Source organism: Curtobacterium sp. GD1, from assembly GCF_020882855.1.
Lineage (GTDB): Bacteria > Actinomycetota > Actinomycetes > Actinomycetales > Microbacteriaceae > Curtobacterium.
The window spans coordinates 26,339-48,426 of sequence record NZ_JAFEVQ010000001.1 but is presented as its reverse complement, the minus strand read 5'-3'; the positions used below and the strand labels follow the sequence as shown (position 1 = coordinate 48,426).

Genomic DNA, 22,088 nt, shown 5'->3' with positions numbered 1-22,088 from the left:
TCAGGGCGACGGTGGCTATCGTTGACCGCATGACCGACGTCGCAAGCACCTCCGGGATCCACACCGACGAGCTGGACGCCACGGTCCGCCCGCAGGACGACCTGTACCGCCACGTGAACGGCTCGTGGATCGCATCGACGCCGATCCCCGACGACAAGGCACGGTACGGCTCGTTCACGGTGTTGGCCGAGGCCGCCGAGATCGCCGTGCGGGACATCATCGAGCGCTCCCAGCAGGCCGCGCCCGGCACCGAGGACCGCAAGGTCGGCGACCTCTTCACCTCCTTCACCGACGAGGACCGGCTCGAGGCCCTGGGCACCGCGCCGATCGAGCCCCTGCTCGCCGAGATCGCCGCCGTGGACTCGGTCGACGACGTCATCCGCATGGTCGGACGCTTCGAGCGTCTCGGCCTGCCGAGCTTCCTGCAGCTCTTCGTCGACAACGACCCGGGCGACCCGGAGTCCTACGTGGTCTTCCTCGAACAGTCCGGCCTCGGGCTGCCCGACGAGTCGTACTACCGCGAGGACCGCTTCGCCGACATCCGCACGAAGTACCGCGAGTTCGTCGCCGCGATGTTCCCGCTCGCCGGCTTCGAGGACGGCGGCGACCGCACCGAGCACGTCATCGCACTCGAGACCGCACTGGCGTCGAAGCACTGGGACAACGTCACCACCCGCGACAGCCAGAAGACCTACAACAAGCTGCCGTGGGCCGAGGTCGCGGCGCTCGCCGACGGCATCGACCTCCGCCTCTGGTGGGAAGCGATCGACGCGCCGGCCGGCGCCTTCGAGACCGTCGTCGTCCGCGAACCGTCGTTCGTGACCGGTCTGGCGGAGCTGCTCCGCGACCAGCCGTTGGACGTCTGGAAGGACTGGCTGCGCTGGCAGGTGATCCGCGCCTCCGCGGCCTACCTGACGAGTGCCTTCTCGGCGACGAACTTCTCGTTCTACGGCACCGCGCTCACCGGTGCGCCCAAGCAGCGCGAGCGATGGAAGCGCGGGGTCTCGCTGGTCGAGGGGGCCATGGGCGAGGCGGTCGGCCGCATCTACGTGCAGGAGCACTTCGACGAGACCTCGAAGGCGACGATGGACGACCTCGTCGCGAACCTGGTCGAGGCCTACCGGCAGAGCATCACCGCCCTCGACTGGATGACCGACGAGACGCGTGCTCGGGCCCTCGACAAGCTCGACAAGTTCACGCCGAAGATCGGGTACCCGGTGAAGTGGCGGGACTACTCCGCGCTGCCGGTGTCCGCCGACGACCTCATCGGCAACGTCCGCGCCGTCGCGAGCTTCCAGGTCGACCGCGAGCTCGGCAAGATCGGCAAGCCGATCGACCGCGACGAGTGGTTCATGACCCCGCAGACGATCAACGCGTACTACAACCCCGGGTTCAACGAGATCGTGTTCCCGGCGGCGATCCTGCAGTTCCCGTTCTTCGAGGCCGGGCGTGACGCCGCCGCGAACTACGGCGCGATCGGTGCCGTCATCGGGCACGAGATCGGGCACGGCTTCGACGACCAGGGCTCCCAGTACGACGGCGACGGCCGACTCGAGAACTGGTGGACCGAGGCGGACCGCACCGCGTTCGAGGAGCGCACGAAGGCCCTCATCGCGCAGTACGACGCGCTCGTCCCGACCGAGGTCCCGGACGGCCACGTCAACGGCGCTCTGACGATCGGCGAGAACATCGGCGACCTCGGCGGGCTGTCGATCGCGTGGAAGGCGTACCTGCTGTCCCTCGACGGGCAGGAGCCGCCGGTGGTCGACGGCCTCACCGGTGCCGAGCGCTTCTTCCTCAGCTGGGCGCAGGCCTGGCGGATGGCGATCCGTCCGGAGGAAGCCGCCCGTCTGCTGAGCATCGACCCGCACTCGCCGACCGAGTTCCGCTGCAACCAGGTGGTCCGCAACATCGACGTCTACTACGACACCTTCGGCGTGACCGAGCGGGACGCGATGTACCTCGACCCGGCCGAGCGCGTCTCGATCTGGTGATGGCCGAGCCGGACGCGGCTCCGTCGTCGGAGCCGGGAGCGGCTCGCCGGTCGCGGCGACGGCAGCACGCCGGCGGGGCCGACGGGCGTGCGCGCGGGCGGCACCGCGGTGGTGCCGACGACCGGTTCGCCGCGACGCTGCAGGCGCTCGGCGCCATCGCCCGGGACGGCGCGTCCGTCAGCGCCTCGGTGATCGACACCTCGACGGGCAAGGCCCTACTGGCCGTGGACGACACGCTCGTCCAACCGGTGGCGAGCCTCGGCCGCGTGCTGCTCCTCGTCGAGGTCGCGGCACGGCTCGAGGACGGCGGGCTGCACGGGGACCGGCTGCAGCGCATGGCGCGCGACACCGCGACCGGTGCCGGGCTCTGGCAGTTCCTGCAGGAGCCGACCATGCAGGTGTCCGACCTGGCGACCCTCGTCGGTGCCGGTGCGGACGCCTGGGCGATGAACGCGCTGCTCTCGACCGTCGGCATCGACGCCGTCCGCGAGCGCGCCGAGTCGCTCGGGATCGAACGGACCGCCCTCATCGACCGGGTGCGGGACCGTCGCGGGCCGGACGACGCTCCGGACGCCTCGGTCGCGCCGACGGGCGAGCTCGCCTGGCTCATGCGGGGCCTGGCACTCGGCGAGGTCGTCGACGAGGCGGTGTCGAACCGGGTGCTCGGATGGCTGTCCCTCGCGTCCGACCTCAGCCTCGTCGCGGGGTCGTTCGGGCTGGACCCGCTCGCGCACCGGGCACTGGACCACGGGTTGCAGGTCGTCTCGGCGACCGGGTCGAGCACGGGCGTGCGGGCCGAGGCCGGGATCCTGCGCGGGCCCGGGTCGTCGGTGAGCTACGCCGTCACGGTGACGTTCGACGACGACTCGCTGCAGCGGCGGCTGGCGGTCATCGACGCCCTGCGGACGATGGGCACCGAGGTGCTCGAGACGGTGCACGAGCCCGCGGCCCGCTGAGCGTACCCTCACGCTCGTGACCGAGTACCTGATCTCCTTCGACGAGGGCACGATGGTGTTCCCCGTGGCCGACTCCGGTCAGCGGAGCAGGACGAACGAGCGGAGCGGAGTCGGCACGACGTCGTGCACCTCGACGAAGCCCCGCGACTCGTAGAACGCCCGCTGCCCCGGTTCGGCATCGGTCGTCAGTACGGTCTGGCGCACGTGTGCGTACCGCTCGAGGACGCCGTCGAGCAGGGCCCCGCCGATGCCGGCCCGGTGGTGCTCGGGTGCGACGAGGACGTCCTGCACGTACACGATCGTCACGCCGTCGGACACGGTCCGGACCAGCCCGACGAGCGAGCCCGTCGCGTCCCGGGCGGTCAGCACGAGGTGCGACCCGAGGACCGCGGCGACGAGGGTCTCCGGGTCCCGCGTGTACGCCGTCCACCCGACGTCGCGGTACAGCGCCAGGAGTTCGTCCCCGGCCGGTCGTTCCTCCGCGATCACCACCACGGTCCCATCGTGGCAGACGTCAGTCGGCGGCCTGCCCCGCGGGGACGAAGGCCTGCACGTCGAGCTCCGTCACGTCCTCCGACCGGCACGCGGCGAACGCGGTGTACGGGACGAACAGCGACTCCTTCGACCCGGGCGGGTACACCCGGAAGCCGTCGGGCGAGGTGGGGTCGCACGTCGACCCCGGGTAGTTCTCCGAGTTCGTGACCTTGAGCGGTGCCACTGCCTCCTGCCCGGAGGCCAGCGTGACGGTCGGGTGGGGCGCCGCACGGTCGAGCGTCGCCGCGTTGCCGATCTGCGTGCCGTTCGTGTCGCCGACGAAGGACACCCCCGGCCACCCCTGCAGCGTGCAGGTCGACGACCCGGTGTTCCGCAGGACGAGGTGGACGTACGTGCTCCCGGCAGCGCCACCGCTGCCGGCCTCGATGCTCCCCGCGAGCGAGGACGTCGCGCACGCCGAGGACCCTGCACCCGAGGAACCACCTGAGGAACCACCCGAGGAGCCGCCGGACGATCCGCCCGACGCGCTCGGCGACGACGCCGAGCCGGACGCCGCGGACGAGGGCGTCGGTGCCGACGTCGGTGTCGCCGTGACGGTCTCCGTCGTCGTGGCCGACGGGGTCGTGGCGCCGCCCGACGAGCAGCCGGCGAGCAGACCGACGGCGACGATGCCGACGGCGACGAGCAGTGGGGAACCAGCGCGACGTTGCATGAGCCAACGCAACCACCGCCCCGGGGTACACGACTCGGGTGGCGCCCAGCCGCCCCGAGGACACTCCAGGGCACGCGCCAGCGCACGAGCAACGGAGGTCGACATGGCAGGCAAGCACGAACAGGCACGCGGCGACGAGGGCCGGTCGGACGGCGTCGAGCCCCGCGCCGGGTCCTTCACGGACAGCGAGATCCCGGGCGAGCCGCCCGTGGCGTCGAACGAGCCCGCGGGCGAGTTCGTCTCGAGCGACATCCCCGGCGAGACCCGTCCCGAGGGCGGCGACGGCGAGGGCGAGTACGTCGAGTCGGACATCCCCGGCGAGGCCGAGCCCACCCCGGACGGCGAGGTCGGGCACTACACCGACCGCGACCAGGTCTGACCTAGTCGATCAGCTCCGCCGCCACGAGGCGGCGGAGCGTCTCCACGCCCGCCGGCGGGCACCGGTCCGCGTCCGCGGAGGTGACCCACTCGACCTCGTCCACCTCTGCCGAGGCGACCGGCGTGGCGGAGTCGAGCGCGCCTCCTGGACGGACCAGGAACAGCGCCATCGCGACCATCGTCCCCGGGGCCTGCCCGTGCGCCGGCTCGGTGACGGTGCCGAACGGCTCGACGTCGTCGGCGGTCAGCCGCAGGCCGGTCTCCTCGAAGGCTTCGCGGACGACGGCCTCGACGTCGCTCTCGTGCGGCTCCGCCTTGCCCCCGGGGAGGTACAGGACGTCGCGCATCCGCGCGCGCACCATGAGCACGCGGCGGTCGCGCACCAGCAGCAGCGCACTGACGCGCAGGGTCGCGGGGTGGCCCTGGAGGCTCAGCTCGCGTCCGCCTCGTCGGTGCGGTCGCGGTCGATCCGCTCGGGCGCGGTGCGCTCCGCGAGCGGCACGACCGGCGACGGCAGCTCCGCCTCGGGCTCGGGACGGACACCGAAGAGGGCGTCGAGCGCCCCGACGAACTCCTCGCCGCGACCGGCGCGACCGAGTTCGCGAGCGCGCACCGAGGGACGGTGGAGCAGGACGCCGACGAGGTGCCGCAGGGCGCGCTCGGTCTGCTCGGCCGAGGCGTCGTCGCCGTCCGCCCGACGCTTCGCGCGGTCGATCTCGTCGTCGAGGATGTCGAAGACGTGCTTGCGGAAGGCCACGAGCGCGGGCGTCGTCGACTGCTCGAGGGCCTGGGCGCGGAAGCGGGACACGGCGTCCTCGACCATCGCGCGGGCCTCGGACTCGGCGTTCAGCTCGGCGATCGGGGCGTGGATGCTGATGGTCTCGAGGTCGAGCAGTTCGACGCCGTCGACGTCGGCCGCGTCGGGGTCCACGTTGCGGGGGAGTCCGAGGTCGATGACGATGCGCCGGACGCCGTCGTCGAGGTCGGCCGGTTCGACGACCGGAACCTCGCTCGAGGTGCAGGTGATCACGACGTCGCTCGAACCGATGGCCTGGCGGAGGTCGTGCGCGGCGACGAGGTCGTGCTTCGCGGCGAACCACGGCGCCCGGCCGGAGGGGGAGAAGACCTGGATGGTGTCCGCGCCGCGGTCGCGCAGGGCGGCGATGGTCGTCGCTGCGTAGCTGCCGGTGCCGATCAGGAGCACCCGGGTCCGGCCCCAGTCGGTCACGCGGGAGGACGCGAGCTCGAGGCCGAGCCGCACGAGCGACCGGCCGGCGGCGCCGATGCGGGTGCGGGTCTTGACGCCGCGGGAGGTGTGCGCGGCTTCCTGGAAGAGCCGCTCGAGGTCCGAGGTGGTGGTGCCGTTCGAGCGGGCGTCCTCGAGCGAGCGGCGGACCTGCCCGGAGATCTCGGTCTCACCGACCACGACGGACTCGAGGCCGCTCGAGACGGCGAAGAGGTGCTGCACGACGTCCTTGCCGCCGAGCACGTTGACGGACCGGAGGACCTCGGCTGGGTCAAGGTCGCTCGCGGTGGCGACGGCGTCGACGGTGGCCGAGACGGCGGAGTCGCGGTCGTCGCCGGCGATGTCGAGGTAGGCCTCGAAGCGGTTGCACGTGGCGAGGACGACGGCCCCGTCCAGCACGTCGGAGTCCGTCACGAGACGGCTCGCGGCGGTCGGTGCGCCGATGCTCAGTCGCTCCAGGAGATCGAAGCTGGCGTTGCGATGCGACGCCGTGAGACAGATGAGCACGTCTTCCATGGTAACTCGCGTTGCGCCCGGTTCCCGCTCCCGTCGTGCGTGCTCGGGATACGTTCCGTTCGCCGATGGGAGAATCGTGCGGTGACCGACGCATCCACGACCGCCCTCCCCGCCTCGCACCCGCTCGTCTCCGGGCGGACGTCGGGCTCGCCCCTCGTCCGGGCGCTCCGCGGCGACCGGCCGGAGACCCTGCCGGTGTGGTTCATGCGTCAGGCCGGCCGGTCCCTGCCGGAGTACCGCGAACTGCGCGTCGGCACGGCCATGCTCGACGCCTGCCTCGACCCGGCGATGGCGTCGGAGATCACGCTGCAGCCGGTCCGCCGGCACGGGGTCGACGCCGGCATCTTCTTCAGCGACATCGTCGTGCCGATCAAGCTCGCGGGCGTCGACGTCGAGATCGTCCCCGGGCGCGGGCCGGTGCTGGCGTCCCCGATCCGCACCCCGGCCGACGTCGACGCGCTGGGCCAGCTCGACGCGACTGCCCTCGCCCCGATCACCGACGCCGTGGCGCGCACGGTCGAGCAGCTCGGCGACACCCCGCTCATCGGGTTCGCCGGGGCACCCTTCACGCTCGCGGCCTACCTGGTCGAGGGCGGACCGTCGAAGGACCACATCCGCGCCCGGACGCTCATGCACTCGGACCCGGAGACCTGGTCGCGCCTGCTCGCCTGGGCCGCCGGAGTGTCGGGGGCGTTCCTCCGGGCCCAGGTGCTCGCCGGGGCCTCCGCCGCACAGCTGTTCGACTCGTGGGTGGGCTCGCTCTCCCGCGAGGACTACGTCACCCGCGTCGCACCGCACTCGGCCGACGCCCTGGCCCACGTCGCCGACCTCGGCGTCCCGCGCATCCACTTCGGCGTCGGCAGCGGCGAGGTCCTGCGCGACATGACGACCTTCGGCACGGACCGGGTCGGCGTCGACGCGGTCGGCGTCGACTGGCGGCTGCCGCTCGACGAGGCCGTGCGCCGGGTCGGCACCGGGGTCACCGTGCAGGGCAACATCGACCCGGCGATGCTCTCCGCCCCGTGGGAGGTGCTCGAGGCCCACGTGCGCGACGTCGTCCGCCGCGGTGGTGCGGCCCGGGCGCACGTCGTCAACCTCGGGCACGGTGTGCCGCCGGAGACCGACCCGACCGTGCTCACCCGCATCGTGTCCCTCGTCCACGAGCTCGGGGACGGGACGGCCGCGGCGACCGGAGTGCGGGCGTGACCGACGTCGTCGTGGTCGGCGGCGGGGTCGCCGGACTCGTCGCGGCGCGGGACCTGGCGAAGGGCGGCGCGCACGTCGTCCTCGTCGAGGGCTCCGGCGTGCTCGGCGGCATGGTCCGTCGGCACACCGTCGCGGGACTCGACCTCGACATGGCGGCGGACTCGTTCGCGACCCGCAACGACGCCGTCGGCCGGCTGGCGATCGAACTCGGCCTCGGCAACGAGGTCACCACGCCGGACCCGCGCGGTGCGTGGCTGATGACCCGCGACGGCCGGACGTCCCCGATCCCGCAGACCGGACTGCTCGGGATCCCGGGAAGCCCGATGGCGGCCGACGTCCTCGCGGTGGTCGGGCAGAAGGCAGCGCTCCGCGCGCAGATGGACTCCCTGCTGCCGTCCCTGGTCGGGTCGAAGGCGCCGTCGCTCGGCGAGCTGGTCCGGAAGCGCATGGGCGAGCAGGTCCTCGACGACCTGGTGGTGCCGATCGTCGCCGGTGTGCACTCGACGCACCCGGACGACCTCGACCCGGACCGGGTGGCTCCCGGGCTCCGGGCGGCGCTGCTGCGCGAGGGCTCCCTCGCCCGCGCGGTCCTCGCCCTCCGTGCCCGTGCGACGGCGGGGTCCGCCGTGCAGGGCATCCGCGGCGGCACCGTGCGACTCGTCGACGAGCTCGTGGCCGACATGGAGACCTACCGGGTCGACGTCCGCCTGCACACCCGGGCCACCGCGATCGAGGAGCACGCCGTCGAGGTCCGCACCGACGACGGCGAGACCGAGCGACTGGTGGCCGAGCACGTCCTCGCGTCGACGGCGGACCCTGCCCGCACGGCCGGACCCGTGCGCACGGGCATCGAGCTCGTGACGCTCGTGGTCGACCAGCACGAACTCGACGCGGCGCCGCGCGGTACCGGGATGCTCGTGCACCCGGACGCACCCGGGGTCCGGGCGAAGGCGATCACGCACGCGACGGTGAAGTGGCCGTGGCTGGCCGAGGCGGCCGGGGGCCGGCACGTCCTGCGGCTGAGCTACGCGACGACGGACGCGGGGGTCGCGGCGACCCCCGCTGGAGCCGCGGCCGACGCGGTCGAGACCGGGAGGAGCCTCCAGGTCGACCCGTACGACGCGATCGGGACCCGCGCCGCCCAGGACGCCTCCGCCCTGCTCGGCGTGCCGATCGCGCCGTCCGCCGTCGTCGGTGCCGCACGTGTCCGGTGGCACGGTCCGGACACGACCGCCGCGGGGCTCGCCGACGGGGTCGTCGGGATCGGTGAGGCATCGACGGGCCGGGGGCTGGCCGGCATCGTCGCGGCCGCACGGACCGCCGCTGAGCACATCCTGGATTCCTGAGCGGACCGCACACTGGGAGAGGGCTACTGTTGCAGGAACGCCGGACGTATTCCGTTCGGCGCATGACCACGCACACTGACCCAACGGAGGAATCGCACATGCGAGGCAAGCTCCTGTTCGTCGCCGGCGCCGCTCTCGGGTACGTCCTGGGATCGCGAGCCGGACGGGCGCGGTACGAGCAGATCAAGACCGTCAGCGGCAAGATCTGGAACAGCAACGGCGTCCAGAAGGGCGTCCACGTCGCCGAGGAATTCATCGCCGACAAGACCCCCGACGTCGCCGAGTTCGTCGGTGAGCAGACGAAGAAGGTCGTCCGCAAGGTCGGGCAGAAGAAGGACAGCCAGGCCTCATGACAGACACCCGCGACCGCAAGCCGCGTTCGCTGTTCGGCCTGGTCGGCGACGTCCCCAAGCTCGTCAAGGAGCTGGTGACGGGTGAGTTGAACCTGCTCAAGGCCGAGATGCTGACGAAGGCGAAGATCTTCGCCCTCGCCGCAGGTCTGCTCGTGGGCGCGCTCGTCATCGTCCTCTACGCGGTCGGCGTGCTGCTGACCGCCGCCGTCATGGGGCTCGCGACCGTGATGCCCGCGTGGCTCGCAGCACTCGTGATCGCCGTCGTGATGCTCATCGTCGCCGGCATCCTCGGCCTGCTCGGCTGGAAGCGCCTGAAGAAGGGGCTCCCGATCACGCCGAAGCGCACCATCGACAGCGTGAAGAACGACGTCAACGCGGTGAAGGGGCTCGGCAAGAAGCCGACCCCGCCGACCCAGTACGGCACCCGCAAGCCCGACGTCGGCGGCCGCTTCTAGCGACGACCGCCCCGTCCACCACCCCACACCCCGGAGGACCCACGTGACCGATCAGCACGACGACCTGGCCGACCGCGTCGCGTCGACCCGCGCCCAGCTGTTCGACACCCTCGACGCGATCGAGGACAAGCTCAACGTCCCGAAGCAGATCGGCATCGCCGCGTCGAAGGTCAAGCGCGGGATCGACGAGAAGCCGGTGCCGTACCTGGCCGGCCTCGCAGCGGGCGTGGCAGTGGTCGGGGGTATCGTCGTAGCGGTGCTCCGACGGCGGTAGCGCTCGCCGTCGAAAGGGGAGCGGCGTCACCTTTGTGACCGATAGGACAATGGACACATGAGTTCCAACGTGCCCACGCACGACGCACACGAGACCTCCCCCGACGGCATCGACCCCAACATGCTGACGGCCTACGCCCTGTGGGCCGTCTTCCGCCGTCCGCTCGGGCCGATCCACACGGTCGGCGACGACGCGGTGGCCGAGCTCGACGCCGTCATCGCCGCCGCTGCCGAGCGCGGCGTGACGATCCGCGGCTTCTACGACGTGTCCGGCTTCCGCGCCGACGCCGACGTGATGGTCTGGCTGCACGGCGACGACGCGCAGGCGATCCAGGCGGTGCTCCGCGAGATCCGCCGCACGGCGCTCTTCCAGGACGCCGAGCCGGTGTGGCACGTCATGGCAATGCACCGCGAAGCCGAGTTCAACAAGCGCCACACCCCCGCCTTCCTGCGCGGCAAGGAGCCAGAGGCCTGGATCACGGTCTACCCGTTCGTCCGGTCCTACGAGTGGTACCTCCTGCCGGAAGAGGAGCGCTCGAAGATGCTCCGCGACCACGGCATCGCCGGTGCGAAGTACCGCCGCGTGCTGACGAACACGATCGCCACCTTCGCGCTGAGCGACTACGAGTGGATCCTCCCGCTCGAGAGCCCGGACCTCGTCGACCTCGTCGACCTCATGCGCGACCTGCGCTACACCGAAGCCCGCATGCACGTGCGGGAAGAGGTGCCCTTCTTCACCGGTCGTCGCGTGACGACCACCGAGCTGCCGGAGGTGCTCTCGTGACCGACACCAGCATGATCACGAATGGTCAGGCCGTCCTCGCCGCGACCCCCGCGGCCGCCGACGGTCCCGAGCACGTCGAGGTCCCGGTCGCGTACGACGCGATCCTGCTCGCCGGCTTCGGCGGACCCGAGGGCCAGGACGACGTCATCCCGTTCCTGCGCAACGTGACCCGGGGCCGCGGCATCCCGGACGAACGCCTCGAAGAGGTCGCCCACCACTACCGGCACTTCGGCGGCGTCAGCCCGATCAACGCGCAGAACCGTGCGCTCAAGGCCGCGCTCGAGGCCGAACTGGCCTCGCGCGGCATCGACATGCCGGTCCTCTGGGGCAACCGCAACTGGGAGCCCTACCTCGAAGAGGCCTTCACCGAGGCGGCCGACAAGGGCTACAACAAGCTCATCGCGATCGCCACGAGCGCCTACTCGTCGTTCTCGAGCTGCCGCCAGTACCGCGAGGACTACGCCCGCGTGCTGTCCGAGACCGGTCTGATCGACACCATCCAGATCGACAAGGTCCGGCAGTTCTTCGACCACCCGGGCTTCGTCCGCCCGTTCGTCGACGGCGTCCGTGACGGCATGGCGCGTGCGATCGCCGAGAACGACGGCCTCGACGTCGCGACCGAGCTGCACGTGCTGTTCTCGACGCACTCGATCCCGTCGACCGACGCCGCCAAGTCCGGCCCGGACTACCGGGGCTTCGACGAGCACGGCGCGTACGAGGCCCAGCACCTCGCCGTCGCGCAGGTCGTCCTCGACCAGGCGTGGGCGGAGCTGCTCGAGCAGCCCGAGCACGCGTCGCTCCGCGGCACCAGCGCGCCGCCGTGGAAGCTCGTCTACCAGTCGCGCTCGGGCCCCCCGACGCAGCCGTGGCTCGAGCCCGACATCAACGACTACATGAACGAGGAGCTCAAGGGCGGCCCGACCCGTGCCGTGCTCATCGTCCCGCTCGGCTTCGTGAGCGACCACATGGAGGTCATGTGGGACCTCGACGAAGAGGCAACCGAGACCGCTCAGGAGCTCGGCTTCTGGTCGGTGCGCACGCAGACCCCGGGCGTCGACCCGGCCTACGTCTCCGGTCTGGTGGACCTCGTCCTCGAGCGTGTCAACGGCACCCCGACGAGCGAGCGCCCGCACCTGACCGACCTCGGTCCCTGGTACGACGTCTGCCGTCCGGGGTGCTGCGAGAACGTGCGCGCCGGGTTCAAGCCCGCCGCGGCCGGGCTCGCCCCGTGACCGACGCGTCCGCTCGGACCGGCAGCCCCGACGGCCCGGTCCCGATCCGGCTCGGCACCCGTGCAAGCCGGCTCGCGGTCGCCCAGTCGCAGGACGTCGCCGACCGCTTGGCGACGGCGTCCGGTCGACCGGTCGAGCTCGTCACGGTCACGAGCGAGGGCGACACGAACCGCGCCTCGCTCGCGAGCCTCGGCGGCACGGGCGTGTTCGCCAGCGCGCTCCGCGAAGCACTCGTCGCGGGCGAGGTCGACGTCCTCGTGCACTCGCTCAAGGACCTCCCGACCGCGCCGTACCCGGGGCTGACGATCGCCGCGGTGCCGAAGCGTGCCGACGCCCGAGACGTCCTCGTCGCCCGGAACGCCGCGACCATCGAGACCCTGCCCGAGGGCGCGAAGGTCGGGACGGGCTCGCCCCGCCGCGTCGCGCAGCTCAAGGCCAAGCGTCCCGACCTCGACGTTGTGGACATCCGCGGCAACATCGACACCCGCCTCGGACGCGTGGACGACGACCTCGACGCGGTGGTCCTCGCGGCCGCCGGACTGACGCGCATCGACCGGCTCGACACGGCGACCGAGCTGCTCGACCTCGGCTTCTGGCCGAGCGCCCCCGGGCAGGGAGCGCTCGCGATCGAGACCCGCGCGGATGAGACGGACCGGAACCTCCTCGCGGCCCTGCGGAAGATCGAGCACGCGCCGACCCGCCTGACCGTGTCCGCCGAGCGCGAGGTGCTCGCGAAGCTCGAGGCCGGGTGCTCCGCCCCGATCGGTGCCACCGCGATCGTCGATGCCGAGATGCTCCTCGTCTCCGCGACGGTCTACCGGCCCGACGGCTCCGAGTACCGCACCGCATCACACGCCGCCGTGCTCGACGGCTCCGCACAGGACCGCCTGACCGAGGCGCTCGAGCTCGGTGGCCGGGTCGCCACCGAACTGCTCGAGAACGGTGCGGCCGACCTGGCGGACCTCGCGACCTCGGCGGAGTAGGCGGTCGCCACGCACCCCGACGTCAGCACCGCGGACGCGGCACGACAGCCGGTCGTCCTGGTCCCGCGCGGCGGGGCGTGGGGTGACCGGGTCGCCGCGGCCGCTCGCGAGCGTGGGCTCGACCCGCTCGTCGTCCCGCTGATCGCGGACGCGGCACCCACGGATCGGTCCGCCCTCGAGGCTGCGGTCGACCGGTTGATCGCGTCCGGCGGGTCCAGGAGGCACGACGCACCCCCGCCGGCCGGGTCCGGTCCGCCGTCGGCGAGTGGGCAGGACGCGCAGTCGGCGAGTGGGCAGGACGCGCCGTCGGTGAGTGGGCAGGACGCGCCGTCGGTGAGTGGGCAGGACGCGCCGTCGGCGAGTGGGCAGGACGCGCCGTCGGCCGGTCGGCGAGCGGGCGGAACCGGCCGCCCGGCCGGGCCGACCGGGCCGGATCGTGCCCGCTCGGGACCCGCGACCGACGGCACCGGCGGCACCGGCGGCACCGGCGGCACCGCCCGCACCGGCGGCACCGACGGCGCCGGGTACGCGTGGATGGTGGTGACCAGTGCGACGGCCGTGCGCGTGGTCGCGGAACGGGTGGCGCGCCTCCCGTCCGACCTGCGGGTGGCGGCGGTCGGCGAGCCGACCGCCCGTGCCGCGCGTGCTGCGGGCTGGGTCGTCGACCTGGTGCCGTCCGAGTCCTCGGGCGCCGCGCTCGCGCACGCGCTGCCGGACACCTCCGGCACCGTCCTCTTCCCACGCTCGGACCTCGCTGCCCCGACCGTCGTCGACACCCTGCGCGCCCGCGGGATCGACGTGGACGACGTGGTCGCGTACCGTACCGTGGGGACCGGCGACGAGCCGGTCGTCCTCGACTCCCCGCCCGCCGCCGTGCTCGTGACGAGCGGCAGCATCGCTCGCGAGATCGCCCGGCGGATGACCCCGCTCGACCCCCGCACCGTGGTCGCGTGCATCGGACCCGGGACCGCTGCCGAAGCCCGCGCCGCCGGCCTGCCCGTGCACGCGGTCGCCCGGACCCGATCCGCAGAAGCCCTGCTCGACGCCGTCGTCGAGTCCCTGAACCCCACCGCCCCGAACAGGAAGGCACCGAAGTGACCGGCCGTTTCCCCCAGGTCCGCCCCCGACGACTCCGCGCGACCGGCGCGATGCGTCGACTCGTCGCCGAGACCCGGCTCCACCCCGCCGAGCTCGTGCTGCCGATGTTCATCCGCGAGGGGGCGACCGAGGCGATCGACATCACGAGCATGCCCGGGGTCCAGCAGCACTCGCTCGACTCGTTCCGCCGTGCCCTGCACGAGGCGGCGTCGGTCGGGATCGGCGGCGTGAACCTGTTCGGCGTGCCGACGTCGAAGGACGCGCAGGGATCCGGCGCGACCGACCCGGACGGCATCCTCAACGTCGCGATCCGCGTCGCGCGCGAGGAGGTCGGCGACGCCCTCGTCGTGCAGTCCGACCTGTGCCTCGACGAGTTCACCGACCACGGGCACTGCGGCGTCCTGGCCGCGGACGGCTCGGTCGACAACGACGCCACACTCGAGCGGTACCGCGACATGGCGGTCGTGCAGGCCGAGGCCGGCGCCGAGCTCGTCTGCATGAGCGGCATGATGGACGGCCAGATCGCCGCCGCACGGGAAGCGTTGGACGCGGCCGGGCACAGCGGCACGGCGCTGCTGGCGTACGCGGCCAAGTACGCGAGTGCGTTCTACGGACCCTTCCGCGAGGCCGTCGACTCCTCGCTCGTGGGCGACCGCCGCACGTACCAGATCGACGCCGCGAACGGTCGGCAGGGCCTCCGCGAGGTCGAGCAGGACATCGCCGAGGGTGCCGACATCGTCATGGTGAAGCCGGCGATGAGCTACCTCGACGTGCTGGCCGAGACCGCACGCACCTCGCCGGTACCGGTCTGGGCGTACCAGATCTCCGGCGAGTACGCGATGATCACCGCAGCCGCGCAGAACGGCTGGATCGACCGCGACGCCGCGGCGATGGAGGCGCTCGTCGGCATCAAGCGCGCCGGCGCCGACGCGATCCTCACCTACTTCGCGGTCGACATCGCTCGCAAGCTCAACGAGGAGGCGGGACTCCGCACCTCCGGCAGCACCAGTGCCGTGGACGGCATCGCCTCGACCGGGAAGGCCCCAGAATGACCACGAACGACCAGCTCTTCGGCCGCGCGAAGAACAGCATCCCCGGCGGGGTCAACTCGCCGGTCCGGGCGTACGGCTCCGTCGGCGGGACGCCCCGCTTCCTGACGAGCGCGAAGGGCGCCTACGTCACCGACGCCGAGGGGCGTGAGTACGTCGACCTCGTCGCCTCGTGGGGGCCCGCGATCCTCGGGCACGCCCACCGTGCGACGGTCGAGGCCGTGCAGCAGGCGGCGGCGCGCGGGCTGAGCTTCGGGGCGTCGACCCCGGGGGAGACCGAACTCGCCGAGCTCGTGAAGCAGCGGGTGTCGGTGGACGGCGACGGCCCGATCGAGAAGCTCCGCATGGTGTCCACGGGCACCGAGGCGACGATGACCGCGATCCGGCTCGCCCGCGGGTACACCGGCCGCGACCTGCTCGTGAAGTTCGCCGGGCACTACCACGGGCACTCGGACTCCCTGCTGGCCGAGGCCGGTTCGGGTGTTGCCACGCTCGCGCTCCCCGGCAGTGCCGGCATCACCGCCGAGACCGCCGCGCAGACCCTGGTGCTGCCCTACAACGACCTCGACGCCGTCCGCCGCGCGTTCGACGAGCACTCCGAGCGCATCGCGGGCGTGATCGTCGAGGCCGCGGCCGCGAACATGGGCGTCCTCGCCCCCGAGCGTGGGTTCAACCGGGCCCTGGCGCAGATCGTGCAGGCGCACGGCGCGCTGCTCATCGTCGACGAGGTCCTGACCGGCTTCCGGGTGGGCTCCGCCGGGTGGTGGGGCCTCGAGGCGTCGAAGGTCGTGCCAGACGGCGCCGGGTGGAAGCCCGACCTCGTCACGTTCGGCAAGGTCATCGGCGGCGGCATGCCCCTCGCCGCACTCGGTGGTCGGCGCGAGGTCATGGACTACCTCGCCCCGCTCGGCCCCGTCTACCAGGCGGGCACGCTCTCGGGGAACCCGCTCGCCGTCGCCGCGGGCATCGCCACGCTCCGGGCCGCGACGCCCGAGGTCTACGCGCACCTCGACCGGACTGCGGCGACCATCGCGACGGCGACGAGCGACGCCCTGTCCGCCGAGGGCGTCGCCCACACCGTCCAGCACGCCGGGAACCTCTTCTCGTTCGCGTTCACCGAGACCGCCCCGCGGAACTACGACGACGTCCGAGCGCAGGAGGCGTTCCGGTACGCGCCGTTCTTCCACGCCATGCTCGACGCGGGGGTGACCCTGCCGCCGAGCGTCTTCGAGGCGTGGTTCGTCACGGCGGCGCACGACGACCGGGCCGTCGGACGGGTGCTCGACGCACTGCCGGCCGCGGCGAAGGCGGCCGCGCGCGCCACGGCGTGACGCCACCACCTGCGTGACGTCAGGCGCGGGTCGGGCCCGACCCGCGCCTCCCGTCCGCCGCACCCGGCGGTGTGCCGCGTGCGCTGGTTGGATGGCGACATGCAACTCGCCGAGGCCCTCATCGAGCGCGCCGACCTGCAGAAGCGCATCGAGCAGCTGCGCTCGCGGATCGCCGCCAACGCCCGCTACCAGGAGGGCGAGGAGCCCGACGAGGACGCGGCGTCCCTGCTCGCCGAGGCCGAGCGCGCCGTCGACGACCTCGAGGTGCTGCTCGCCCGGATCAACGCGACGAACGCGTCCACCCGGCTGGCCTCGGGCGAGACCGTCACGACGCTCCTCGCACGCCGGGACGCCCTGCGCCTCCGGCACGCGCTCGTGACCGGCGCCGCGGACGCGACCGCGGGCGGAGGTGGCGGGTACCGACAGCTCCGCAGTGAGCTCCGCACGTTCGCCGCCCTGCCGACCGCGACGCTGCGGTCCCGGGCGGACGACCTCGCCAAGGAGCTCCGCGAGCTCGACGCGACCATCCAGCGCAGCAACTGGGAGGTGGCGCTCCTGGAGACGACGGACTGATCGGACGGGCGGTGCGTCGGTAGGCGGACCGGGGCGGGTACGGACCCGACGGACCGGCGGGCAAACCGGTCCTCATGTGGCGCAGTGGGCAGCGCCGTGGCGCGAGCCGGCACAACGCAGCCCAGCACCGCGCACCGGCGACGGGGCACGAGGCACCACGCATCACCACGTACCGACCGGATCGCCGAGGGTGGGACAGGGGACAGCACCGCCCCGGAGAGCGGTGTGCAGCGACTCAGGACGCGCGGCGGGCGGCCCAGCGCCCCTCGGCCCGGAGGATCGCGAGCGGGAAGTCGAAGGCGTGCGAGACCGCCGACGACGTGATGACCTCGTCGGAGGTGCCCTGGGCGACCGCGACGCCGTCGCGCAGCAGCATCGCGTGCGAGGTCGACGCGGGCAGGTCCTCGAGGTGGTGCGTCACCATGACGCTCCCGAGCTCGGGGTACCGGTGGCGCAGGGCGTCGACGGTCTCGAGCAGGTGTTCGCGCGCGGCGACGTCGAGTCCGGTCGCCGGTTCGTCGAGCAGGAGCAGCTGCGGCTCGGACATGAGCGCCCGGGCGATGAGCGTCCGTCCGCGTTCGCCCTGCGACAGGACCGGCCAGCGGGCGTCCCGACGCGCCGTCAGCCCGACGTCGGCGATGTGCTGCTCGGCGGTGGCCACCTGCGCGGGCGTCGGCTCCCACCGCATCATGAGGTCGGTCGTGCCGGTGAGCCCGGTGAGCACGGTCTCGAGGACGGTCAGCGGCGAGAGCATCCGGTGGCGGGGGTCGACGTGCCCGATGTGCTCGCGGAGCTCCCGGACGTCGACGCGTCCGAGTCGCCGGCCGAGCAGTTCGACGGTGCCGGCCGTCGGGTGCCCGGTGGCGCCGAGGACCGCGAGCAGCGTCGACTTCCCGGCACCGTTCGGCCCGAGGAGCGCCCAGTGCTCCCCGCGCCGGACGGTCAGGTCGATGTCGTGCAGGAGGTCCCGGCCGGACCGGGTCACGCGGACCCCGGCCGCCCGGATGAGGACGTCGTCGTTGCTGCTCACGGGTCCATCGTGGCCCAGGCGGCCGGGGAACGCTGGACGGGTCAGCCGGCGGCGGCGGTCCCGGCGGCTCGGAGCTCGTCCGCCTGCTGCTCGGCGGTCGCGGTCAGCGCACGGATCGCGGCCGCGGCGGCGTCACCGTCACGCTTCGCGATGGCCGCACGCAGCGGGTCGACCGAGTGCTTGTAGTCCCAGAACTGCCATGCACCCTGGGCGAGCGAGAGGAACCGTGCACGGGGCAGGAGCGACTCGGCGAACTTGTCGAGCAGCTCGTTGTCGGCGGCGTCGACGAGCAGCGAGATGACCGTCTCGAGCTCGGCGTCCATGCGCTTGTCCTGCTGCTCGGAGTACGAGCGCACGGCTTCGAGGTGCTCGGTCAGCGCCTTGGCTGCGGAGGCGTCGAGCTTCGGCACGCCCCAGCGCGCAGCGAGTTCGACGAACCCGCCGAGGACCTGGGTGGTGTCGGCGGCCTGCTTGCCGGTCGGGGTGGCGACGCGGGTGTACCGGTTCGCCTCCATCTCGACCAGGCCGTAGTCGACGAGCTTGGCGATCGCCTCACGGATGGGGGTGCGACTGACCCCGAGCCACTGCACGAGCTCGTCGTCGTTGAGGCGCTCGCCCGCCTGGAGCGTGCCGTCCTGGATCGCGGCGAGCATCTTCTCGAGCACGACGTCGCGCAGGAGCTTCCGCGGCGAGTTCTCGACGGTGGACTTGGGTACCGGCATGCCGGACTCCTCACAGGCTCAGGTGTTCTGTACTCAAATCCTAACGTGTCAATATGCAAACGCTTGTGAAATCTTAGTATTCAGCGATCGACCGCGACGACCGTGCGCCCGTGCACGTTGCCGGCGACGACCTCGGGTCCGACGGCGATGGCCTCCTCGAGCCCGGCGACCCGCGTCACGCCCGCCAGGAGCGCCGGGTCGAGATCGGTCGCGAGCCGCTGCCACGCCTGCTGCCGGAGGGGCAGCGGGGCGTCGACGGAGTTGATGCCGAGCAGCGACACCGCCCGCAGGATGAAGGGCATCACCGAGGTCGGGAGCGCGGAGTCCTGCGCCAGGCCGCACGCCGTCACGGCCCCGCCCCACCGGGTGGCCGCGAGGACGTTCGCGAGGGTCGCACCCCCGACGCTGTCCACCGCGCCCGCCCAGTGCGCCCGCTGCATCGGCCGGCCGAGCTCGGACAGGGTCGCGCGGTCGATGACGTCGGTCGCGCCGAGGGCCCGGAGCGAGGCGTCGTTCGCGGCGCGTCCGGTCGAGGCCGTGACCTCGTACCCGCGGGCGGCGAGCAGCGCGATCGCGACCGTGCCGACGCCGCCGGACGCACCCGTCACGAGGACGGGACCGCTGCCCGGCTCGACGAACCGTTCGAGTGCGAGCACGCTGAGCATCGCGGTGAACCCGGCAGTCCCGATCGCGGCCGCGAACGAGTCGTCGATCGACCCCGGCAGCACGACGAGCGACCCCGACGGCACCACCGCGTGTTCCGCCCAGCCGCCGTGCCGGGTCTCGCCGAGCCCGGCGCCGTTCACGACGACCCGGTCGCCGATCGCGACGTCGTGCACGCCCGGTCCGAGGGCCGAGACGGTGCCGACGACGTCGATGCCGGGCACGAGCGGGTCGACCCGCGCGACGCCGGGGTTCCGGGCGAGCGCCAGGCCGTCCTTGTAGTTGACGCTCGAGTACGTGACGTCGACGAGCACCTCGCCCTCGGTCGGGTCGGCGACGTCGACCTCGGTGACGGTGGGCGGGGCGGAACTGGAGACGAGGACTGCGCGGGTCACGCGTCGGACGCTACCCGCGCCTCCAGGACCACGACCGGCCGACCTGCGGACGCGTGTCAGCCGAACATGATGGCGGCCTCGTCGTACCGGGCCTGCGGCACGGTCTTCAGCTCGCCGAGCGCCTCCTCGAAGGAGACGTGCTCGATGTCGGTGCCCCGGAGCGCCACCATGCGACCCCAGCGCTCCTCGACCACCGAGTCGATGGCCGCCAGGCCGAGCCGCGTCGAGAGGACCCGGTCGTACGCCGTCGGCGTGCCGCCGCGCTGGATGTGGCCGAGCGTGGTGGCACGCGTCTCGATGCCCGTCATCTCCTCGATGAGCGGCGCGAGGCGCTCGCCGATGCCGCCGAGCCGCGGACGCCCGAACGCGTCGAGGCCGCGCTCGGTGTGCGCGTTGTCCTCGTGGTCGGGGACGAAGCCCTCGGCGACGACGACCAGCGGCGCCCGACCACGGTCGTAGGCCGCCCGGACCCACGCGGCGATCTGCTCCATGCTCGTCTTCTGCTCCGGGATGAGGATCGCGTGGGCACCCGCGGCCATGCCGGAGTGCAGGGCGATCCAGCCGACGTGCCGGCCCATGACCTCGGCGACCATGCAGCGCGAGTGCGACTCGCCCGTGGTGCGGAGGCGGTCCATGGCCTCGGTCGCGATCGCGACGGCGGTGTCGAAGCCGAACGTGTAGTCGGTCGCTCCGAGGTCGTTGTCGACGGTCTTCGGGACACCGACGATCTTCAGTCCGGCGTCCGTGAGGCGCTTCGCGGCGGCCAGCGTGCCCTCGCCGCCGATCGCGACGATGGCGTCGATGCCGTGCCGCTCGAGGGTGCGCTCGATGTTCTCGACGCCGCCGTTCGGGCCCTCGAAGGGGTTCGTCCGGCTCGTGCCGAGGATCGTGCCGCCCTGCTTGGCGATGCCCTGGATGTCCTTGCGGCCGAGCGGGACGATGTCGCCGTCGACCACGCCGCGCCACCCGTCGCGGAAGCCGACGAAGTCGTGTCCGTAGATCGCGATGCCCTTCAGCACGATGGCGCGGATGACCGCGTTCAGGCCGGGGCAGTCGCCTCCGGAGGTGAGGATGCCGATGCGCATGGGGAACTCCGTCGTCGGGGTGCAGTGGGACACGCCCATCATGACTGACGGTGGTTCCGCATTACCATCCTGCGTGTGTCCCTCGCCGTTCCGTCCTCCGCCGCTGGTGGCGTCGAGGGCGCCGCGGCGCGGGTCGGCGAGGCCGCGCGGGTCGGCGAGGCCGTGTCGCGTGTCGACACCGTCTACCGGCCAGGAGGCGCGGTGGACGTCCGCGCGACGCTCCGGCCCCTGCAGCGCGGCTCCGGCGACCCCGCCTTCCGCGTGGTCGGCTCCGACACGTGGCTCGCGCTCCGCACGCCGGAGGGCCCGGCCTCGGTGCTCGTGCGCCGTGCCGGTCCCGATGCCATCGCGGTCTCGGCGTGGGGCGACGGTGCCGAGTGGGCGGTGTCGTACGCTCCCGAACTGCTCGGCCGGGGTGATGACTGGTCGGACCTCGACGTGTCCCGGCACCCGTTCCTCGTCGACGCCCGGCACCGGCAACCGGGCCTCCGCCTGCTCCGCACCAACACCGTGATGGCGGCCCTGGTGCCCGCGATCATGGAGCAGAAGGTCACCTCGCGGCAGGCCTGGCGCGCCTGGCGGTACCTGCTGCGGCGGTACGGCACACCGGCGCCCGGACCGGCCCCGGCGGACATGTTCGTCCCGCCGACCGCTGCCGGGTGGGGTGCGATCCCGAGCTGGGAGTGGCACCGCGCCGGCATCGAGCCCGGTCGTTCGGCGACGGTGATGCGGGCGGTCCGGGTGGCTCCGGCGCTCGAACGGACGCTGGCGCTCGGTCGCGGTGGGGCCCTCGTGTCCGCACGGCTGCAGTCGGTCCCCGGCATCGGGAAGTGGACGGCGGCGGAGACCGCGCAGCGCGCCCACGGCGATCCGGACTCCCCGAGCGTGGGGGACTTCCACGTGCCGGCGCTCGTCGGGTGGGCGTTGACCGGGGGACCGGTGGACGACGACGGGATGCTCGAGCTGCTGGAGCCGTGGCGGGGGCACCGGGAGCGGGTCGTGCGGCTCATCGGCGGGTCGGGCTTCCGGAAGCCGTCGTTCGGGCCGCGCCTGACGATCCAGGACCACCGGTACCACTGAGCCGCGGGCCGCGGGCCGCCGCGCCGCTGGCGCCGTGCCGCTGCGCGGCGCCGCCGGGCCGCTGGCGCCGGAGGCGTTCGCACAACCAAGGTGCGCTCGAGCCGTGCATCCGCGTGGCGCAACGTGCCTTTGG

Annotated in this window: 24 protein-coding genes; 16 read left to right on the top strand and 8 right to left on the bottom strand. The window is 72.8% G+C overall.

What is annotated here, in order from left to right; translation table 11 throughout:
- Positions 1 to 29: 29 nt before the first annotated feature.
- Together JSX79_RS00275 and JSX79_RS00270 are read left to right on the top strand one after the other, a co-directional pair.
- Positions 30 to 1,994, top strand: coding sequence for a M13 family metallopeptidase (locus JSX79_RS00275; RefSeq protein WP_092385735.1), 1,965 nt, complete (start codon positions 30 to 32; stop codon positions 1,992 to 1,994).
- Complete coding sequence (locus tag JSX79_RS00270; RefSeq protein WP_071294319.1) at positions 1,994 to 2,950, top strand: serine hydrolase; 957 nt, start codon at positions 1,994 to 1,996, stop codon at positions 2,948 to 2,950. The genes JSX79_RS00275 and JSX79_RS00270 overlap by 1 nt, the downstream gene beginning before the upstream one ends.
- A gap of 78 nt (positions 2,951 to 3,028) precedes the next feature.
- On the opposite strand, the gene JSX79_RS00265 is transcribed toward JSX79_RS00270, so the two are convergent.
- The gene (locus JSX79_RS00265; RefSeq protein WP_229084591.1) at positions 3,029 to 3,445 is read right to left on the bottom strand and encodes a GNAT family N-acetyltransferase; all 417 of its coding nucleotides are present in this window, start codon (positions 3,443 to 3,445) and stop codon (positions 3,029 to 3,031) included.
- A 19-nt stretch (positions 3,446 to 3,464) separates the two neighbouring features.
- Complete coding sequence (locus JSX79_RS00260; protein ID WP_229084589.1) at positions 3,465 to 4,157, bottom strand: DUF4232 domain-containing protein; 693 nt, start codon at positions 4,155 to 4,157, stop codon at positions 3,465 to 3,467.
- Positions 4,158 to 4,260: 103 nt separating this feature from the next.
- On the opposite strand from JSX79_RS00260, the gene JSX79_RS00255 reads away from it, so the two are divergent.
- Entirely contained in the window at positions 4,261 to 4,536 is a 276-nt protein-coding gene (locus JSX79_RS00255; protein ID WP_071294322.1) for a hypothetical protein, read from the top strand.
- Position 4,537: 1 nt separating this feature from the next.
- Here JSX79_RS00255 and JSX79_RS00250 read toward each other — a convergent pair whose 3' ends face one another.
- The gene (locus JSX79_RS00250; protein ID WP_258027747.1) at positions 4,538 to 4,942 is read right to left on the bottom strand and encodes an NUDIX domain-containing protein; all 405 of its coding nucleotides are present in this window, start codon (positions 4,940 to 4,942) and stop codon (positions 4,538 to 4,540) included.
- Between the two features lie 23 nt (positions 4,943 to 4,965).
- Positions 4,966 to 6,288, bottom strand: coding sequence for a glutamyl-tRNA reductase (locus JSX79_RS00245; RefSeq protein ID WP_071294366.1), 1,323 nt, complete (start codon positions 6,286 to 6,288; stop codon positions 4,966 to 4,968).
- A gap of 90 nt (positions 6,289 to 6,378) precedes the next feature.
- On the opposite strand from JSX79_RS00245, the gene hemE reads away from it, so the two are divergent.
- The 12 genes from hemE (at position 6,379) to JSX79_RS00185 (ending at position 16,980) form a co-directional block, all read left to right on the top strand.
- Positions 6,379 to 7,503 (top strand): uroporphyrinogen decarboxylase, encoded by a 1,125-nt coding sequence (gene hemE, locus JSX79_RS00240; RefSeq protein WP_071294323.1) that lies wholly within the window; start codon positions 6,379 to 6,381, stop codon positions 7,501 to 7,503.
- Entirely contained in the window at positions 7,500 to 8,849 is a 1,350-nt protein-coding gene (locus JSX79_RS00235) for an NAD(P)/FAD-dependent oxidoreductase (protein ID WP_229084585.1), read from the top strand. The genes hemE and JSX79_RS00235 overlap by 4 nt, the downstream gene beginning before the upstream one ends.
- Before the next feature lie 98 nt (positions 8,850 to 8,947).
- A complete protein-coding gene (locus JSX79_RS00230; RefSeq protein WP_070417359.1) occupies positions 8,948 to 9,202 on the top strand; it encodes a hypothetical protein in 255 nt (84 codons plus the stop codon).
- On the top strand, positions 9,199 to 9,657 hold the full coding sequence (locus JSX79_RS00225) for a phage holin family protein (protein ID WP_229084583.1): 459 nt from the start codon (positions 9,199 to 9,201) through the stop codon (positions 9,655 to 9,657). Before JSX79_RS00230 ends, JSX79_RS00225 begins: the two co-directional genes overlap by 4 nt.
- Positions 9,658 to 9,700: 43 nt before the next feature.
- Positions 9,701 to 9,931, top strand: a complete 231-nt coding sequence (locus tag JSX79_RS00220) for a DUF3618 domain-containing protein (RefSeq protein WP_070417357.1) — start codon at positions 9,701 to 9,703, stop codon at positions 9,929 to 9,931.
- Between the two features lie 57 nt (positions 9,932 to 9,988).
- A complete protein-coding gene (hemQ, locus tag JSX79_RS00215) occupies positions 9,989 to 10,714 on the top strand; it encodes a hydrogen peroxide-dependent heme synthase (protein WP_229084581.1) in 726 nt (241 codons plus the stop codon).
- On the top strand, positions 10,711 to 11,946 hold the full coding sequence (locus JSX79_RS00210) for a ferrochelatase (RefSeq protein ID WP_374474520.1): 1,236 nt from the start codon (positions 10,711 to 10,713) through the stop codon (positions 11,944 to 11,946). Before hemQ ends, JSX79_RS00210 begins: the two co-directional genes overlap by 4 nt.
- Positions 11,943 to 12,929 carry a hydroxymethylbilane synthase gene (hemC, locus tag JSX79_RS00205; RefSeq protein ID WP_229084579.1) on the top strand — a complete coding sequence of 329 codons (987 nt, stop codon included), beginning with the start codon at positions 11,943 to 11,945 and terminating at the stop codon, positions 12,927 to 12,929. Before JSX79_RS00210 ends, hemC begins: the two co-directional genes overlap by 4 nt.
- Positions 12,930 to 13,262: 333 nt before the next feature.
- Complete coding sequence (locus JSX79_RS00200; protein WP_229084578.1) at positions 13,263 to 14,027, top strand: uroporphyrinogen-III synthase; 765 nt, start codon at positions 13,263 to 13,265, stop codon at positions 14,025 to 14,027.
- A 50-nt stretch (positions 14,028 to 14,077) separates the two neighbouring features.
- Entirely contained in the window at positions 14,078 to 15,079 is a 1,002-nt protein-coding gene (hemB, locus tag JSX79_RS00195) for a porphobilinogen synthase (protein WP_229084924.1), read from the top strand.
- Entirely contained in the window at positions 15,076 to 16,407 is a 1,332-nt protein-coding gene (hemL, locus tag JSX79_RS00190) for a glutamate-1-semialdehyde 2,1-aminomutase (RefSeq protein WP_229084576.1), read from the top strand. Before hemB ends, hemL begins: the two co-directional genes overlap by 4 nt.
- A 99-nt stretch (positions 16,408 to 16,506) precedes the next feature.
- Positions 16,507 to 16,980 carry a DIP1984 family protein gene (locus tag JSX79_RS00185; protein WP_092385751.1) on the top strand — a complete coding sequence of 158 codons (474 nt, stop codon included), beginning with the start codon at positions 16,507 to 16,509 and terminating at the stop codon, positions 16,978 to 16,980.
- A gap of 235 nt (positions 16,981 to 17,215) precedes the next feature.
- Here JSX79_RS00185 and JSX79_RS00180 read toward each other — a convergent pair whose 3' ends face one another.
- From JSX79_RS00180 to JSX79_RS00165, 4 genes are all read right to left on the bottom strand, one after another.
- The gene (locus tag JSX79_RS00180; protein WP_229084575.1) at positions 17,216 to 18,010 is read right to left on the bottom strand and encodes an ABC transporter ATP-binding protein; all 795 of its coding nucleotides are present in this window, start codon (positions 18,008 to 18,010) and stop codon (positions 17,216 to 17,218) included.
- 41 nt (positions 18,011 to 18,051) lie between these two features.
- Entirely contained in the window at positions 18,052 to 18,732 is a 681-nt protein-coding gene (locus JSX79_RS00175) for a GntR family transcriptional regulator (RefSeq protein ID WP_070417351.1), read from the bottom strand.
- Positions 18,733 to 18,812: 80 nt separating this feature from the next.
- Positions 18,813 to 19,790, bottom strand: a complete 978-nt coding sequence (locus JSX79_RS00170) for an MDR family oxidoreductase (protein WP_092385755.1) — start codon at positions 19,788 to 19,790, stop codon at positions 18,813 to 18,815.
- A 56-nt stretch (positions 19,791 to 19,846) separates the two neighbouring features.
- On the bottom strand, positions 19,847 to 20,875 hold the full coding sequence (locus tag JSX79_RS00165; protein ID WP_070419301.1) for a 6-phosphofructokinase: 1,029 nt from the start codon (positions 20,873 to 20,875) through the stop codon (positions 19,847 to 19,849).
- 75 nt (positions 20,876 to 20,950) lie between these two features.
- Here JSX79_RS00165 and JSX79_RS00160 point away from each other — a divergent pair, with 75 nt between their 5' ends.
- Positions 20,951 to 21,955: a DNA-3-methyladenine glycosylase gene (locus JSX79_RS00160; RefSeq protein ID WP_374474517.1), complete on the top strand. Its 1,005-nt coding sequence runs from the start codon at positions 20,951 to 20,953 to the stop codon at positions 21,953 to 21,955.
- Positions 21,956 to 22,088 lie beyond the last annotated feature (133 nt).

What these genes read in the sequence shown, in the direction of transcription:
- JSX79_RS00230 (WP_070417359.1), top strand. Translation starts at nt 8,948, where the DNA reads ATGCGAGGCAAGCTCCTGTTCGTCGCCGGCGCCGCTCTCGGGTACGTC.
- JSX79_RS00165 (WP_070419301.1), bottom strand. Translation starts at nt 20,875, where the DNA reads ATGCGCATCGGCATCCTCACCTCCGGAGGCGACTGCCCCGGCCTGAAC.
- JSX79_RS00175 (WP_070417351.1), bottom strand. Translation starts at nt 18,732, where the DNA reads ATGCCGGTACCCAAGTCCACCGTCGAGAACTCGCCGCGGAAGCTCCTG.
- JSX79_RS00270 (WP_071294319.1), top strand. Translation starts at nt 1,994, where the DNA reads ATGGCCGAGCCGGACGCGGCTCCGTCGTCGGAGCCGGGAGCGGCTCGC.
- JSX79_RS00225 (WP_229084583.1), top strand. Translation starts at nt 9,199, where the DNA reads ATGACAGACACCCGCGACCGCAAGCCGCGTTCGCTGTTCGGCCTGGTC.
- JSX79_RS00255 (WP_071294322.1), top strand. Translation starts at nt 4,261, where the DNA reads ATGGCAGGCAAGCACGAACAGGCACGCGGCGACGAGGGCCGGTCGGAC.
- JSX79_RS00260 (WP_229084589.1), bottom strand. Translation starts at nt 4,157, where the DNA reads ATGCAACGTCGCGCTGGTTCCCCACTGCTCGTCGCCGTCGGCATCGTC.
- hemB (WP_229084924.1), top strand. Translation starts at nt 14,078, where the DNA reads ATGCGTCGACTCGTCGCCGAGACCCGGCTCCACCCCGCCGAGCTCGTG.
- hemL (WP_229084576.1), top strand. Translation starts at nt 15,076, where the DNA reads ATGACCACGAACGACCAGCTCTTCGGCCGCGCGAAGAACAGCATCCCC.
- JSX79_RS00275 (WP_092385735.1), top strand. Translation starts at nt 30, where the DNA reads ATGACCGACGTCGCAAGCACCTCCGGGATCCACACCGACGAGCTGGAC.
- hemQ (WP_229084581.1), top strand. Translation starts at nt 9,989, where the DNA reads ATGAGTTCCAACGTGCCCACGCACGACGCACACGAGACCTCCCCCGAC.
- JSX79_RS00185 (WP_092385751.1), top strand. Translation starts at nt 16,507, where the DNA reads ATGCAACTCGCCGAGGCCCTCATCGAGCGCGCCGACCTGCAGAAGCGC.